This is a genomic window from Zhongshania sp. (assembly GCF_041584495.1).
Taxonomy (GTDB): domain Bacteria; phylum Pseudomonadota; class Gammaproteobacteria; order Pseudomonadales; family Spongiibacteraceae; genus Spongiibacter.
The window spans coordinates 1-13,093 of record NZ_JBFHDY010000104.1 but is presented as its reverse complement, the minus strand read 5'-3'; the positions used below and the strand labels follow the sequence as shown (position 1 = coordinate 13,093).

Genomic DNA, 13,093 nt, shown 5'->3' with positions numbered 1-13,093 from the left:
GCAAAAAAAAAAGCCGCGCTAAAGCGCGGCTGATTCGCTCACGGAAATGATTACTTGCTGTTTTCGATCATATAATCGACTGCCGCTATCACTTCATCGTCAGAACAGCTCATGCACAAGCCCTTAGCTGGCATCATACCGATATTGCTAAAGCCATTAATAGCATTGCTATAGACCTGGTCCATACCTTTGGCGCTACGCGCTTTCCAGTCTGCCGCGTCCCCAAGCTTTGGCGCGCCGCCAGCACCAACGGCATGACAGCCTTGGCAGCTACTTTTGTATACTTCTTCACCTGATTTAGCTGCGCCACCGGCCGCGGCAACTGCAGCGCCACAGCTGCTATCACCCTGTAGACAAACCTTACCCGCGGGCTGAATACGAGACTCAACTTCGCTGTACTGCTTATCGGTCAGCGCCCAAGCAGACACACACACCATGAGCAAACCAACAACGGCCGCCAATTTCTTTAACATTACACTCTTCACAGTTTACGCCCTCTCGACATTCAGGGCTGATCAGCCCGCAAATTTACTGGCGGCATTATAGCGGCATGACCGCGATTACTCCAACACTGGCATTTATCCATCGCGATTACGCCCACAAAAACGGGCGACCAGAGCCGCCCCTTTTCCATATTTGGCTAAAACTAGCGTTTAACCAAGCCCTCCAGTCGTGTCGCAGCGCCCAGTAAATCCGGCCGGGCAAAGGGATTATCGGTGAACTGAACATTTAAGTAGGGTTTTGTCACATGCGCTGCAGTCACTACCGGACCAAGTGCATTCGGCATTGCCCCTGCAGTGGTTAACGTCACGGAGCTCAAGGTATACGGCCCTGACACACCTGCCTCGCGGAGGATCAAACCGTAAAAGCGTAAGTCTACCCAGTGACTGCCGGGCTTCAAATGAACCGCATTTTGCGATAAAGACAAGGGTTCACCCAAAGCTGAGGCCAAGACGCCCGCCAAGTGGTAACGACCGGCGACCGCAACATCTACCTTGGCGGCAACCACTACGCTGCCGTCGCTCAAGCGATCTCGATACTCGCCATTGCGCTGCGCGCCCGACTGACTAAAGAGGAAACCGCCCAGCGCGACGCGCTGGTCTTGATCTGTATTAACAGCAGTCACTTTGATAGCGATATTCTTGGCGCTACCCAAGTCCGGCTGATGGCTCGCGGGCAAAACATAGCTGGCGGTATACACCCCGTCCCCCCGCTTGTTGATCGCCACCTTTGCCATCATCGCGATAGCTCAGCAGGGCCAGTTGCTGACCATTATTGTCGACCAACTCCCCAGTCAGAGCCCAAGGCCCGGCAGCACTCCTTGGCGCTGGCGCCAGTAAATTCACTGGGTTTACTGGGCGCTCAGCTAGCGAGGAGTAAAAATGCGCCGTGTCGCCAGTACCATAGCGAATATCCGAAGCCCACACTGACAACGCAGGTCCGGCGCCCGCAGGCCCCGCCTGGGTTTGCACTGTCGCTTGACGCCCCGCTTGCAGGGGGTCAGCTAGGGCTCCGGATGCCGGCTGCGACCACTTACGGTAACGGCCCATGGTGTGGTACTCCGCCGCCTGCGCCGTGAGATCTGGCGTTACCACCGCGATTGTCGCCATTGGCGCCAAACTAAATAACGATGCCGCCAATAGGGGCTGAATGTTTTTTCTTTCCATTGTGAGACTCCCTTAAATTAGGCCAATTAATACAAAGTGCAAATAAAACTAGCACTGGTCATTGAACTCTGGACTTGGGTATTGGCTGCGCACGGCGCGCCGCTACATGTCCAAATGCCATTGGGAATCTGCCGACGTACATCAGAGTCGCTGGCGTCGCGTTCGTCACTGTGATTTTCATGGGCCGCGTCCAAGTTCCGGAAACCGGAAACCGGAAACTTCCTGTTTGGCGCTATTGCCGCACACATTACTGTTGTTGTAGCTCGCGCTACCACTACAGGCAAAAATAGAGGCGTATTGCACAACGCCGTCGTCTTCACCGCTTAAGCAGGCGATGGCGCCAAATATGGCTTCGTAGCCCCCTGTTAGGTAGATGTTTTTCGCTGGCTGCACTGGCGTAAGTGCGAACCTGCACATCATCGCTGCTGCGCAGCCACCACGTCGCATCATCACAGTCCTGTATCCAAGCTGCGGCCCAGTTGCAGCCCCACTGGAACCGGTACGCACCGCCTAAGGTAATCACAATGCCAACGCGTGTTGCCACGGTGTGTCATAGGGTCCGTTGTAATTGTAGTTTGGGTCAGAGGCGTCATTATTTCCCAAGATATAATCCGTTACCGTTCCGCCCATGCTGTGGGCAATAATCCAAAATGGGCCACCTTGAGCATAGGTTTGCGCGCAGCGATTACCGCCACCATCGGCAACGCCATTGGTTGCCGCAACGATTTCATTGGCTACCTCGCCGGCCGCCAAGGCATCCCTATAGGGTTTGGTGCCGTTGTAACCCACCACATAGTGTGACGCCGAGTAATTTTTAGTGGCGGTACGCACAAAGTCGTTACTGCCATTTACCCAGTAATTACGCGCTGAATTCCAGCTGGTATAGGTATTGGTGTCCGTTTGCTTGCGGTGTACAAAAATCAAACACGGCGCCGCGAGAACATCACTCACAGCGAAGAACAAACACAAGCCCAAGGCCGCACGCAGTGCGGATAAATATCTCATAGCTAAACTCCCATTTATTATGCATTGTTTTATTTCGGGTTTACCCGCCACTGGTTCACGTATGCGGTGCGCAATTAAAACGAGTCGCTACAGTTAAAGAGATGATCTAGATATCGGCCAATAAGCCGAATGAGTTGTCACAATTTATTAGATTTATGTCATAGTGGTCGCAAATGATACCTGGCGTATTCAGCAAGATCTTGATTTATTTATTGTTTATAGATTACGACGGAGTTCACATTTACGTAGCCGCAATCAAGGACAACGCGCGCCAACATCAGAGCTTAAGGCACCAAAAATTGGCGCTGCCAACCGCCCTCACTCTGGGTCCATAAAGTCCGTTGATGCATATCGCCACCCCCACCGACCTGCCAGCGCTCGACAAAATTCACTGTCAGCTGCAAACCCAAGGCATTATCCATCAGCGGGATATCCTCATCGCGGGGATAATCCGCTTTGAGCTTCGCTATGTCAGCGAGGAAAGCCTCTCTACTTTCTATGACGGCACTTTGTGCCTGGTGATTTACATAATAGAGGTCAAGGATTTTTGCTTCATAGGGCTTGCGCTGCCAATGATCATTCATCTCAGCCGCCGATAATTCGCGAAGTTGATTGCCACCCAAGCGGTATTGGCGCAGCAACTCCGGCCAAAAAACCAAGATTTCAAAGTTCCCGTTATTTTTCAGCTGCTGCCACTTGGGGCTACTGGCGCTGACAAAGAGCACTAGGGCGTTATCGGTCACTGCGCGCAATACCAATGTTCGCGTTACCGGCCTACCATCAAGCCCGACTGTGGCCAGTGAGCAATAACGCGCATTCGCCAATTTTTGAGCTTGCGCCGCTTGCCAATCCACGGCGAAATCCGCGATGGGATCAAACATAAATTAGTCCAAGTATAAGTAAACGCTAAAGAGTATTTAGTATTGCACTATTGGCGCGCGGTGCAGCCAGCAATCACCTTCTAACATGGCCAACATCGCGTGCGCACAATCAGCGAAACTAATACGCGAAAAGCCATTGAAGCGGTCAAAACCTAGGCGATAATCACCTCGCATCGGCCCCGGAGTCATTTGCAGTCGCCGCGCAAGGCATCGAGAATAATCCGCGTCACATCAGTGCAGAGATCCGGCGGCGACCGCCTGCTGCAAACACTCACTGCCAAGCTGACCAGTGGCACCAAACAATGTAATTTTCATCGCAACAGCGCCCACTTTAATACCGCTATTATTTGATGCTCGGACACCAGAACGGGCGTACACAAAAAAGGGCGAGGCTTAAAATTAAGACCTCGCCCTTTTGTTACCGCTTCGTTCTACGCCATCCGGTGCAAGGCACAAATCTTATTACCCGATGGGTCCCGCAAATAGGCGAGGTATAATTTTCCTAAACCACCTTCGCGAACACCCGGCGCCTCTTCGCAGCTCACGCCGCCATTGGCCAATCCCGCTGCGTGCCAAGCGTCAGCTTGCGCCGGATCTTTGGCGGCAAAGCCGATAGTAGAGCCATTGCCATGGCTTGCGGCATTACCGTCGATTGGCGGCGTAATCGCAAAAATGCCGCTCTCGGTAAAATAAAAGCAACGACCCCGGTCGTCAAAAACACCCGGCTGGTAACCCATTGCGCCGAGAACAGCGTCGTAAAATACCTTCGACGCCTGAACATCATTTGCACCAACCATAATATGACTAAACATTTGTTATTCTCCTTGTATCGACTATACGCAACTCGCAATTGAGCTTACGCTATAAATGACTCATTCCGTTCCGCAAATTTCAAAAGCGACAATCACAGTAAAACCTCTGCTTCATCGCCGCTGGTTTCAAGCCAACTCTTGCGGTCTGGCGCCCGTTTTTTAGACAACAGCATGTCCATCAGGCCATCGGTTTCGTCGCCGTCTTCTATCGACAATCGCACCAACCGCCGCGTATTGGGATCCATAACCGTCTCGCGCAATTGCAGCGGATTCATTTCACCCAAGCCTTTAAAGCGGGTGACCGCTATTTTGCCGCGCTTATTTTCAGCTTCGAGACGATCCATAATGCCCTGCTTCTCGGCATTATCCAGCGCATAAAATACGTCTTTACCAAGGTCAATACGGTATAGCGGTGGCATGGCGATATAAACATGCCCCTTCTCAACTAATGGTCTAAAGTGCCGCAAAAACAGCGCACACAACAAAGTGGCAATGTGCAGTCCGTCTGAGTCCGCATCGGCTAGCACGCATATTTTATTGTAACGCAGACCGCTAAGGTCATTTGAGTCGGGGTCGATGCCCATGGCCACGGAGATATCATGCACTTCCTGTGAGGCCAAGATCTGCTGAGACTCGACTTCCCAGGTATTTAAAATTTTGCCGCGCAAGGGCAGTATCGCCTGAAACTGACGATCTCGCGCCTGCTTGGCCGAGCCACCCGCCGAGTCACCCTCAACCAGAAACAGCTCGGATCGCTCGATGTCGCCACCGGAACAGTCGGCCAATTTACCGGGTAACGCAGGCCCCGCGGACACTTTTTTACGCACCACCTTTTTGGCTTTACGCATACGCGACTGGGCATTGTTTATGCAAAGTTCGGCAAGCTTTTCGGCATCTTCGGTATGCTGGTTTAGCCACAGGCTAAAGGCGTCTTTGGCGACCCCTGACACAAAAGCGGCGGCTTCTCGCGAGCTTAAACGCTCCTTGGTCTGGCCTGAAAACTGCGGGTCGGCCAATTTAGACGACAACACATAGCTGCATTTTTCCCAAATATCGTCAGGTGCGAGTTTGACACCACGGGGAATCAAGCTGCGAAATTCACAAAACTCGCGCATGGCGTCAAGCAAACCGCTGCGCAAGCCATTTACATGGGTGCCGCCCTGCGCCGTGGGAATCAGATTCACATACGACTCAGCTAGCGGCTCGCCGCCCTCGGGCAACCACTGCACCGCCCAATCTACCGCCTCAGAGCGGCCGCTAAAATGACCGATAAACGGCTCTGCTGGCAGCGTGTCGTACTCGCGAGTATGGCTGGCCAGGTAGTCACGCAAGCCATCTTCGTAATACCACTCTTCGCTCTCGGTACCCGTCTCATCGACAAAGATAACCTTCAGGCCTGGGCATAAAACTGCCTTTGCCCGCAATACATGCTTGAGGCGCCGCACCGAGAATTTGGCGGTGTCGAAATACTTAGGGCTAGGGGTAAAGCGAATATAAGTGCCGGTATTGCGCTTGCCGCAACTATCAATCACCGCCAGCTCCGACGCCTTGTCGCCGTCAGCAAAGAACATTTGATGCACTTGGCCGTCGCGTTTAATAACAATTTCAAGCGCGCTAGACAGGGCGTTAACAACCGACACCCCTACCCCGTGCAAACCACCGGAGAATTGATAATTGTCATTTGAGAACTTACCCCCAGCATGCAGGGTACACATAATGACCTCCACCCCCGGCAAGCCCTGTTCCTTGTGAATATCTACCGGCATGCCGCGACCGTCATCGGCGCAGCTCAGGGAACCGTCATTGTAGAGCGTAACCGTGACTTCTTTGGCGTGCCCAGCCAACGCCTCATCGACGCTGTTATCGATCACTTCTTGAGCAAGATGATTTGGCCGAGTGGTATCAGTGTACATCCCCGGCCGCTTGCGAACTGGCTCTAAACCGGTAAGAACTTCTATGGACTGCGCATCATATTGTGACATTTAAAACCATTTTAGCGGCAGGGCCGCATTGTCTAATTATGTAATAAAACGCCGTCGCCAATGCGGCAACGATCCTCAACTATTCATTTTGCAGTGGCATTACGCCAACTGCAAAAAATCCACCACGGCCTCTAAATGGCGGTCAAAGCCCTGAAAGCTGTGATCGCCACCTGCCTCCACGGTGATTTTGCCACCCCGATAAAAATCGAGGGCTCGGCGGTAATCCAATACTTCATCTGCCTCTTGTACCAATACCCAGTAGCGACTGGCTTGAGGCGCCACACCCATATTGCGAAGCGCATCAATATCGGCCGTTGTGAGGCTAAAATCCACCTCGGTATACGGGTTGCGATGGACACCAATAAAATGTTCGGCAAAATTATGTGGCTCAACCGCTGGGTTGATCAAGACCGCGGACAAATCATAGCGCTCTGCCATTACCGTGGCCAAAAATCCACCGAGGGAGCTACCGACCAGACCAAGAGGCCCCGCGCGCTGTCGCAGGCAATCTTGCACTAGGCGATCAACTTGCTGACACGCTTCACCGGGGTTATTCGACAAACCGGGAATTATACAGTCAATATCCGGATACTGAGCGGCAACAAATTCACCGAGCTGCTGAGCCTTGGTTGAGAGCGGTGACGATAAAAAACCATGAATATAAATTAGCGTTGCCGTCATTCGTAACCACGAGCCGAATTATCAACCGCGAATATTACATCTTTTACCCGCGACACTCTCGTCTGAAACTCACGTTTATCCCCCAGCCAAAACCGGCGATAAGCTGGATTGCACTCATCCAAAGCAAAATTAGCACTGTTAGGCGCGAACTGAACACAGGTCGAGGGTGTGCTTAGCAAGCCAATATTTTGAAACAATTGCTCTGACTGCTGGTGAACGTGACCGCAAACAATCGCTTTAAACTGATCTTTATTGGCAATGGCGGCAAACACCGCGTCGGCATTTGCGATCCGCTGCTCATCGAGCCAAGCACAGCCGACCGGCTGCAAATGGTGATGCACAAAAACTAGCGCGGGGCAATCAACGCGCGCAGCGTCGGCCAAGATCGCTAATTGATCGGCGGCCAAATTACCGCCAACCTGCCCCGGCACCGATGAATTTAAAAATACCAGCTGCCAGTCGCCCAACTCAATACGACTCGGCATCCACTGGGCACCGACAATATTCTGCATCAGCTCGCTATTGTCATGGTTGCCCGGCAGCCACACTATTTGCTTTGCCATTCCCTTCAGGCGCGCAGCCAAACGCTGGTAGGCGCTGGCGTCACCGTGGGCGGCCAAATCACCGGAGGCGACTAGCACATCTATTGCGGGACACTCCTCGGCCACTGCCTGAAGAACGGCCTCTAGGCTATTGTCGGTATCCATACCAAGCAGTGAGTCGCCGAGATCAGCACCCAGATGACAATCGCTAATTTGCACCACACAGAGCGGGGCCTTGTTAGACTGAACAGGCAATTTCACCGTTACCTCATTATCCATTGCTTGATTTATACGGTATGACCTTTGCCAGCACCAGTAAATTTCGCAGCCGCTATCATATTTCGAGAAGATTCAGCGGGTTCTCCAGCGAATGCCCCAGCGCTAAGCACAGACTCAGCCACTCGCCCAAATACGTGTTTTGCTGAGCTTTTTCATCGCGTTGCAACATGCCCGCATTGGGGTAGGCATAACGCGGTTTTAGTGGGCGCAAACCGCTAGCACCCATGACCTCGGCCAATTTAGCGTCATGATAGACTCGCACCTGTAAAGAGGGCACTGGCAGCCCAAGCAACAATGGTTTGTGTAACCGCAGTTCCAGCATGGTGGTGTAAGGTGCGCGCTCTTTGACCAGCAGTTCAACCATATTGGCCGCCACCCCAAAACGCAGACAATCCCCCGCCTCGGCGTCGGCGGGTAATAACTGCCGCAAGCGCCGAAAATTCAGTTCGCAATCAGCCAAGTGGCCGCTGAGATCAATTTGATAGCGTTGACTACTCACACGCCTCCCAATATTTAGCCATCTAAACCATAACTTTAGTTAATATTCATTCTCAATCCGCTGGAGTTTGGTACACTCCTTGACTATCTAAACCTCCCGCACTGGAGCACAGGTTAACTCTATGATTGCCAAACGTCATCTTCTCAATGTTTCTATCGCCGCGCTATTCACCAGCCAATCCATATTCGCCGACACCTTGCTCGATGTTTACGAGCTAGCGGTAAAAAACGATCCTCAGCTCAAATCAGCGGAAGCCAGCTATCGCGCCAATATTGAAACCGAGAAACTCGGTCGCGCAGCACTGCTGCCACAGGTCACCGCCCAAGCGTACTACCAAGACGCGGAGACCGACCGCGAAAGTAAAAGTGTTAATTTTTCTTCTACGCCAGGTGCCAGCCCGACCACGATTGACCAACAGACATCAACCGATAGCGAAACGGAATCTTATTCTGTTTCGTTGAACCAAGCTTTATTTGACCTACCTGCTTGGTTTACCTTCCGCGCCGGTAAAAAGATCTCTGAGCAAGCGGAGGCCCAGTTAGCCTACGAGCAGCAGCAATTAATCATACGGGTTTCCGAAGCCTATTTTAATGTGCTGCGCGGTCGCGAAAACTTAGACGCCTCCAAAGCCGAAGAACGTGCCGCCAAACGCCAATTCGAGCAAACCCAACAGCGCTTTGATGTTGGCCTGATCGCAATTACCGACGTTCACGAAGCCCGCGCGGTGTACGACAGTACAGTAGCGCAGCGTCTAGGTTTTGAAGGCAATTTGGCGATTGCCCGTGCGAATCTCAGTAACCTGACAGGACAAGAGCACAATAATTTGTGGTCTCTGAAGTCTGATTTCCCTATTACCATGCCCGAACCATTGGATCGTGCCGAGTGGGTGGACTTTGCTCTCGCCAACAATAAATTACTGAAAGTCTCTACCGCTGGTGCCGCGTCTGCTTACCAGTCGGCACAAGCCAAGAAAATGGGCCACCTACCCAAGATTACCGGCAGTTTCACCGCCAACAAGGAAGACCTAGATGGCACCACCCGCTATATGCCAAGCAGCACGTTTTCAACACCACCAGACACCTACACCGAATCAGAAGCGCTGCGTATTACCCTGACGATGCCACTGTTTGCCGGTGGCGGCATCAGCGCCGGTCGCCGCCAAGCTTACGAGCAGTACAATGCCGCCAATTACAATGCCCAAGCCACCCAGCGCCAAGTCATTACTGGCACCCGCGCCCAGCATATTGCGGTCTATACCAATGTACAGACGGTTAATGCACGTCACCAAAACATTATTTCTACTCGCAGCGCCCTTGACGCAACGGAAGCAGGTTATGAGGTGGGCACGCGTAATATCGTCGACGTGTTAGACGCTCAGCGCAGGCTCTACGCCGCAATGCGCGACTACACAAATGCGCGTTATGATTACGTCGTGAACGTGCTGAAATTGAAATTAAATGCCGGCACCTTAAGCCCCGCCGACATCCTTTATTTCAATAAATGGTTACAGGCATCAGAATCGGTCTCGCTAAGCAACCACTCTCCCGCCACCAGCGTTAATCCTTAAGATAGCCTTCAATAATCGCAAGCAAGCGCTGCAAGGCGCCGCGATTATTGTCTACCACCGCCTTTGCCGCCGCGCCCTGCCGCTGACGGCAAAGGGGGTCGGCAAACAAAGCCTGCAATACCCCAGCCAGCGCCCCGTCGCTATCAATTTTTTGCAAGCCACCCGCCGTCTCTAGCAAAGCACTGATTTCAGCAAAATTGAAGTCACTCAGCCCGGTCACCACCGGCAAACCCCAGGCTGCAGGCTCCAAGGTATTATGACCACCATGGTCGATTATACTGCCGCCGACAAAAGCAATATCTGCGCAGCCTAATAGCAGCAGCAACTCGCCCATAGTATCGCCTAAAATAACCGATGTAACGCTTGCCACAGGGGCAGCGACAGCGCTGGCTAGACTCGCGCTGCGACGCTCAAAGTTCAAATCGTTGTTGGCAATCAACTCAGCCACCTTTGGAAAACGCTCTGGGTGACGAGGCACAAGAATAAGCAAAGCGTCGGGGTGTTGCGCCAATAACGTCCGGTGAGCGGCGAGCAGCACTTCATCCTCGCCAGCATGGGTACTGGCAGCGATCCACACAGCGCGTTCACCCAACCAATGACGGCGCAGTGCGCTCGCCTGCGCTTGTAATTCTGCGGAAATGGCCAAATCAAATTTTATACTGCCGGACACCGTCAAATTGGCCTCACGAACACCCAACGCGGCAAACCGCGCACCATCGGCGGCGCTTTGTGCCACGACCTGACCAAACCGCGAAAATACGTCTCGACTCAAACTGCCAAGATGACCGTAACCCCGAGCCGAGCGCGCCGACAGACGAGCATTGGCGAGGATCACTGGAATCCCTCGCGTCTCGGTCTGGCAAACCATATTCGGCCAAATTTCAGTTTCCATTATCACCGCCGCGCGGGGTTGAATCCGGTTTAAAAATCGCGCAATCGCATCAGGTAAATCGTAGGGTGCATAAACGTGAAACACCCGATCACCAAACATGGCCTGCACCCGATCCGAGCCAGTGGGTGTCATGGTGGTAACTACCACCGGCAACTGGGGGTGCTCAGCCAAAAAATAATTAATCAGCGGCGCCGCCGCAATACTTTCACCCACCGACACCGCATGCACCCACAAACCACCGGTATGCGCTGGGGGCTTAAAAAACCCAAAACGCTCAGCAATCCGGTGCCGGTAGGCAGGCGCCCGCGACGCCCGCCACAGCAATCGCACCAGTACCAAAGGCAAGATTAAATAGAAAAAAACACTGTAGAAAAAACGGGGCATAAATAAGATTTAAACTCCGACGTTTAACACGCCACGGCAATTAAAAGAGCTCACAACGGTGGGTTTGCTGGCCATTATACCCCGCCTAAAACCGCACCTTTGTTTAAAACGCGGTTTTAATTTACCTTTCAGGCCAAACTCAGTACTTCCCTAACGCAGCGGTTAATACCTCTGGCCGCCTCAGCGATACTGCCCGCCACCATATAGGCGGGGGTGGTCACCAGCTTCATGTCTTTATCAATGCAAACCTCGTCAACTGCGCACACCTGATGATTACCGCCCATGGCCGTAATCGCTGCCGCAGTATCAGCATCACAGCCAATAGTGCACTTTACACCAGAACCAAAAATGCGCACGGCCATGGTCGGCGCAATACAAATTAGACCAACCGGCTTCGCCGCGCCATGCATCGCCTGTATAAAGCTGAGCACCTCAGGCAGCACACTCATGTCAGTGCCGTTAACCGCGAAGTCGGACAAGTTTTTGGCCACCCCAAAGCCACCGGGCACAATAACGGCATCAAAATCTGCGATGCTTGCCTCATTCAAGTTTTTCACCCGCCCCCGCGCCAAGCGCGCCGATTCCACCAGCACATTGCGGCACTCACCCTCGGCCACTTCACCACTAAGGTGGTTAATCACATGCATTTGCTCTATATCTGGCGCAAAGCACTGGTAACTCGCATCGTGATTTTCTAGCGACAGCATGGTCAGCACGCTCTCGTAAATTTCAGAACCGTCATACACGCCGCAACCCGCTAACAATAACGCTACTTTTTTCATACCTATCCTCCTTTATGCTTGATCTCTACTGACGCAGTCGATACCACCCCAGCATTAACGCTGCGCTCAAGAATTCCTTCGCGCAGACCTCGCTCAGAAACCACCATCTCATCGATATTTAATGCCTCAAAAAGCGCAAGTACAATGGCTAATCCCGAGGCAAAAATAGACTGCCGATCTTCGGCTAGCCCCGCAAAAAATACCGACTCCACACGTGTAAAGGACTGCAAATCTGCCACCAAGTGCCGCAAATCATCTCGGTAAATTCCCGCTGCATGACCACGCCGGGCCATAAGCACCTGTTCAACGGCCAATAAGGTTCCCGAGCAACCGACAACCGCAACACCGGGTGGCAGCGCGAGTGTCGCGGCGGCGCGCTCAAATTCCACTCGCGCGGCACCCAGCGCCGCGTTAAAGTCGGCTCCCCCTAGGCGCCCCTCGGGAAAATAACGCAAATAGCTCAAGCAGCCCACCGCCACACTGCGCCCCCGCGCCATACGCGGGCCGCGACCAAACGCCAACTCCGTACTGCCACCGCCTATATCAACCACCAATTGTGCGCCATCGCCAGCCTCGTTGCCGACCCCGAGATAAACCAACTCGGCCTCCAGCTCACCACTGACAATCTCTGGCATTACCCCTAACAAGCTCTGCACTTGCCCACAAAATGACGCCGCATTCGCCATGCCCCGCAGCGACGCAGTGGCCACAATATGCAGGGGCATAGGATCGTAGCCCCCCAGTATTTGTTTAAACTCCGCCAAACAGGTCAATGCTCGCATTTGCGCCTCGGCCTGTAAAAATCCGCCAGCATTCCCCGCCGCCAGCTGCACCTTACGCTCGGTCTTATAGCAGGGCCGCCATGTTCTATGCCGAAGTTGGCCAATCAATAAATGAAAGCTATTAGAGCCCATATCAATTGCTGCTATATATGAATCCGCCGTCAAATTTACACCCTCGCCTGTTTTCACTTCCGCCCAAATCCTGTGCTATCATCGCACATCCTCAATTTTATGATGTGTAATCGGAGAAATAACATGAGCGACAACATCGTTCACGTCACCGACAGCAGCTTTGAAGAAGACGTGCTGAAGTCAGACGTACCTGTACTGGTCGATTT

General features: G+C 52.9%; 16 protein-coding genes and 1 pseudogene. 2 read left to right on the top strand and 15 right to left on the bottom strand.

What is annotated here, in order from left to right; genetic code table 11:
• Positions 1 to 50: 50 nt before the first annotated feature.
• The 12 genes from ABYP33_RS14560 to ABYP33_RS14505 all read right to left on the bottom strand — a co-directional run bounded on the left by ABYP33_RS14560 (position 51) and on the right by ABYP33_RS14505 (position 8,348).
• Complete coding sequence (locus ABYP33_RS14560; RefSeq protein WP_373091870.1) at positions 51 to 473, bottom strand: cytochrome c5 family protein; 423 nt, start codon at positions 471 to 473, stop codon at positions 51 to 53.
• Between the two features lie 173 nt (positions 474 to 646).
• On the bottom strand, positions 647 to 1,240 hold the full coding sequence (locus ABYP33_RS14555; protein ID WP_373091869.1) for a hypothetical protein: 594 nt from the start codon (positions 1,238 to 1,240) through the stop codon (positions 647 to 649).
• On the bottom strand, positions 1,149 to 1,667 hold the full coding sequence (locus ABYP33_RS14550) for a hypothetical protein (RefSeq protein ID WP_373091868.1): 519 nt from the start codon (positions 1,665 to 1,667) through the stop codon (positions 1,149 to 1,151). The genes ABYP33_RS14555 and ABYP33_RS14550 overlap by 92 nt, the downstream gene beginning before the upstream one ends.
• A gap of 177 nt (positions 1,668 to 1,844) precedes the next feature.
• Complete coding sequence (locus tag ABYP33_RS14545) at positions 1,845 to 2,117, bottom strand: hypothetical protein (RefSeq protein WP_373091867.1); 273 nt, start codon at positions 2,115 to 2,117, stop codon at positions 1,845 to 1,847.
• A gap of 69 nt (positions 2,118 to 2,186) precedes the next feature.
• Positions 2,187 to 2,672 carry a hypothetical protein gene (locus ABYP33_RS14540; protein WP_373091866.1) on the bottom strand — a complete coding sequence of 162 codons (486 nt, stop codon included), beginning with the start codon at positions 2,670 to 2,672 and terminating at the stop codon, positions 2,187 to 2,189.
• A 284-nt stretch (positions 2,673 to 2,956) separates the two neighbouring features.
• Positions 2,957 to 3,553, bottom strand: coding sequence for a pyridoxal 5'-phosphate synthase (locus ABYP33_RS14535; RefSeq protein ID WP_373091865.1), 597 nt, complete (start codon positions 3,551 to 3,553; stop codon positions 2,957 to 2,959).
• 36 nt (positions 3,554 to 3,589) lie between these two features.
• Entirely contained in the window at positions 3,590 to 3,742 is a 153-nt protein-coding gene (locus tag ABYP33_RS14530) for a hypothetical protein (RefSeq protein ID WP_373091863.1), read from the bottom strand.
• A gap of 242 nt (positions 3,743 to 3,984) precedes the next feature.
• The gene (locus ABYP33_RS14525; RefSeq protein ID WP_373091861.1) at positions 3,985 to 4,365 is read right to left on the bottom strand and encodes a VOC family protein; all 381 of its coding nucleotides are present in this window, start codon (positions 4,363 to 4,365) and stop codon (positions 3,985 to 3,987) included.
• A gap of 92 nt (positions 4,366 to 4,457) precedes the next feature.
• Positions 4,458 to 6,347, bottom strand: a complete 1,890-nt coding sequence (parE, locus tag ABYP33_RS14520) for a DNA topoisomerase IV subunit B (protein WP_373091859.1) — start codon at positions 6,345 to 6,347, stop codon at positions 4,458 to 4,460.
• A 99-nt stretch (positions 6,348 to 6,446) separates the two neighbouring features.
• Positions 6,447 to 7,028 carry a YqiA/YcfP family alpha/beta fold hydrolase gene (locus tag ABYP33_RS14515; protein ID WP_373091858.1) on the bottom strand — a complete coding sequence of 194 codons (582 nt, stop codon included), beginning with the start codon at positions 7,026 to 7,028 and terminating at the stop codon, positions 6,447 to 6,449.
• Positions 7,025 to 7,831 (bottom strand): 3',5'-cyclic-AMP phosphodiesterase, encoded by an 807-nt coding sequence (gene cpdA, locus ABYP33_RS14510; protein WP_373091856.1) that lies wholly within the window; start codon positions 7,829 to 7,831, stop codon positions 7,025 to 7,027. The genes ABYP33_RS14515 and cpdA overlap by 4 nt, the downstream gene beginning before the upstream one ends.
• A 73-nt stretch (positions 7,832 to 7,904) precedes the next feature.
• The gene (locus ABYP33_RS14505; RefSeq protein WP_008253355.1) at positions 7,905 to 8,348 is read right to left on the bottom strand and encodes a DUF1249 domain-containing protein; all 444 of its coding nucleotides are present in this window, start codon (positions 8,346 to 8,348) and stop codon (positions 7,905 to 7,907) included.
• 121 nt (positions 8,349 to 8,469) lie between these two features.
• On the opposite strand from ABYP33_RS14505, the gene ABYP33_RS14500 reads away from it, so the two are divergent.
• On the top strand, positions 8,470 to 9,915 hold the full coding sequence (locus tag ABYP33_RS14500) for a TolC family outer membrane protein (protein ID WP_373091855.1): 1,446 nt from the start codon (positions 8,470 to 8,472) through the stop codon (positions 9,913 to 9,915).
• Here ABYP33_RS14500 and waaA read toward each other — a convergent pair.
• From waaA to ABYP33_RS14485, 3 genes are all read right to left on the bottom strand, one after another.
• On the bottom strand, positions 9,905 to 11,191 hold the full coding sequence (gene waaA, locus ABYP33_RS14495) for a lipid IV(A) 3-deoxy-D-manno-octulosonic acid transferase (protein ID WP_373091854.1): 1,287 nt from the start codon (positions 11,189 to 11,191) through the stop codon (positions 9,905 to 9,907). The two genes, ABYP33_RS14500 and waaA, sit on opposite strands and share 11 nt — an antisense overlap.
• 128 nt (positions 11,192 to 11,319) lie before the next feature.
• Positions 11,320 to 11,973 (bottom strand): isoprenoid biosynthesis glyoxalase ElbB, encoded by a 654-nt coding sequence (gene elbB / locus ABYP33_RS14490; protein WP_373091851.1) that lies wholly within the window; start codon positions 11,971 to 11,973, stop codon positions 11,320 to 11,322.
• 2 nt (positions 11,974 to 11,975) lie between these two features.
• Positions 11,976 to 12,920 (bottom strand): hypothetical protein, encoded by a 945-nt coding sequence (locus ABYP33_RS14485; RefSeq protein WP_373091850.1) that lies wholly within the window; start codon positions 12,918 to 12,920, stop codon positions 11,976 to 11,978.
• A gap of 90 nt (positions 12,921 to 13,010) precedes the next feature.
• On the opposite strand from ABYP33_RS14485, the pseudogene ABYP33_RS14480 reads away from it, so the two are divergent.
• Positions 13,011 to 13,093, top strand: a pseudogene (locus ABYP33_RS14480) (thiol reductase thioredoxin); the annotation flags it as partial.

Excerpts from the sequence above, each read along its gene's own strand:
- ABYP33_RS14560 (WP_373091870.1), bottom strand. The coding sequence starts at position 473 with ATGTTAAAGAAATTGGCGGCCGTTGTTGGTTTGCTCATGGTGTGTGTG.
- ABYP33_RS14555 (WP_373091869.1), bottom strand. The coding sequence starts at position 1,240 with ATGATGGCAAAGGTGGCGATCAACAAGCGGGGGGACGGGGTGTATACC.
- ABYP33_RS14550 (WP_373091868.1), bottom strand. The coding sequence starts at position 1,667 with ATGGAAAGAAAAAACATTCAGCCCCTATTGGCGGCATCGTTATTTAGT.
- ABYP33_RS14545 (WP_373091867.1), bottom strand. The coding sequence starts at position 2,117 with ATGATGCGACGTGGTGGCTGCGCAGCAGCGATGATGTGCAGGTTCGCA.
- ABYP33_RS14540 (WP_373091866.1), bottom strand. The coding sequence starts at position 2,672 with ATGAGATATTTATCCGCACTGCGTGCGGCCTTGGGCTTGTGTTTGTTC.
- ABYP33_RS14535 (WP_373091865.1), bottom strand. The coding sequence starts at position 3,553 with ATGTTTGATCCCATCGCGGATTTCGCCGTGGATTGGCAAGCGGCGCAA.
- ABYP33_RS14530 (WP_373091863.1), bottom strand. The coding sequence starts at position 3,742 with ATGACTCCGGGGCCGATGCGAGGTGATTATCGCCTAGGTTTTGACCGC.
- ABYP33_RS14525 (WP_373091861.1), bottom strand. The coding sequence starts at position 4,365 with ATGTTTAGTCATATTATGGTTGGTGCAAATGATGTTCAGGCGTCGAAG.
- parE (WP_373091859.1), bottom strand. The coding sequence starts at position 6,347 with ATGTCACAATATGATGCGCAGTCCATAGAAGTTCTTACCGGTTTAGAG.
- ABYP33_RS14515 (WP_373091858.1), bottom strand. The coding sequence starts at position 7,028 with ATGACGGCAACGCTAATTTATATTCATGGTTTTTTATCGTCACCGCTC.
- ABYP33_RS14500 (WP_373091855.1), top strand. The coding sequence starts at position 8,470 with ATGATTGCCAAACGTCATCTTCTCAATGTTTCTATCGCCGCGCTATTC.
- waaA (WP_373091854.1), bottom strand. The coding sequence starts at position 11,191 with ATGCCCCGTTTTTTCTACAGTGTTTTTTTCTATTTAATCTTGCCTTTG.
- elbB (WP_373091851.1), bottom strand. The coding sequence starts at position 11,973 with ATGAAAAAAGTAGCGTTATTGTTAGCGGGTTGCGGCGTGTATGACGGT.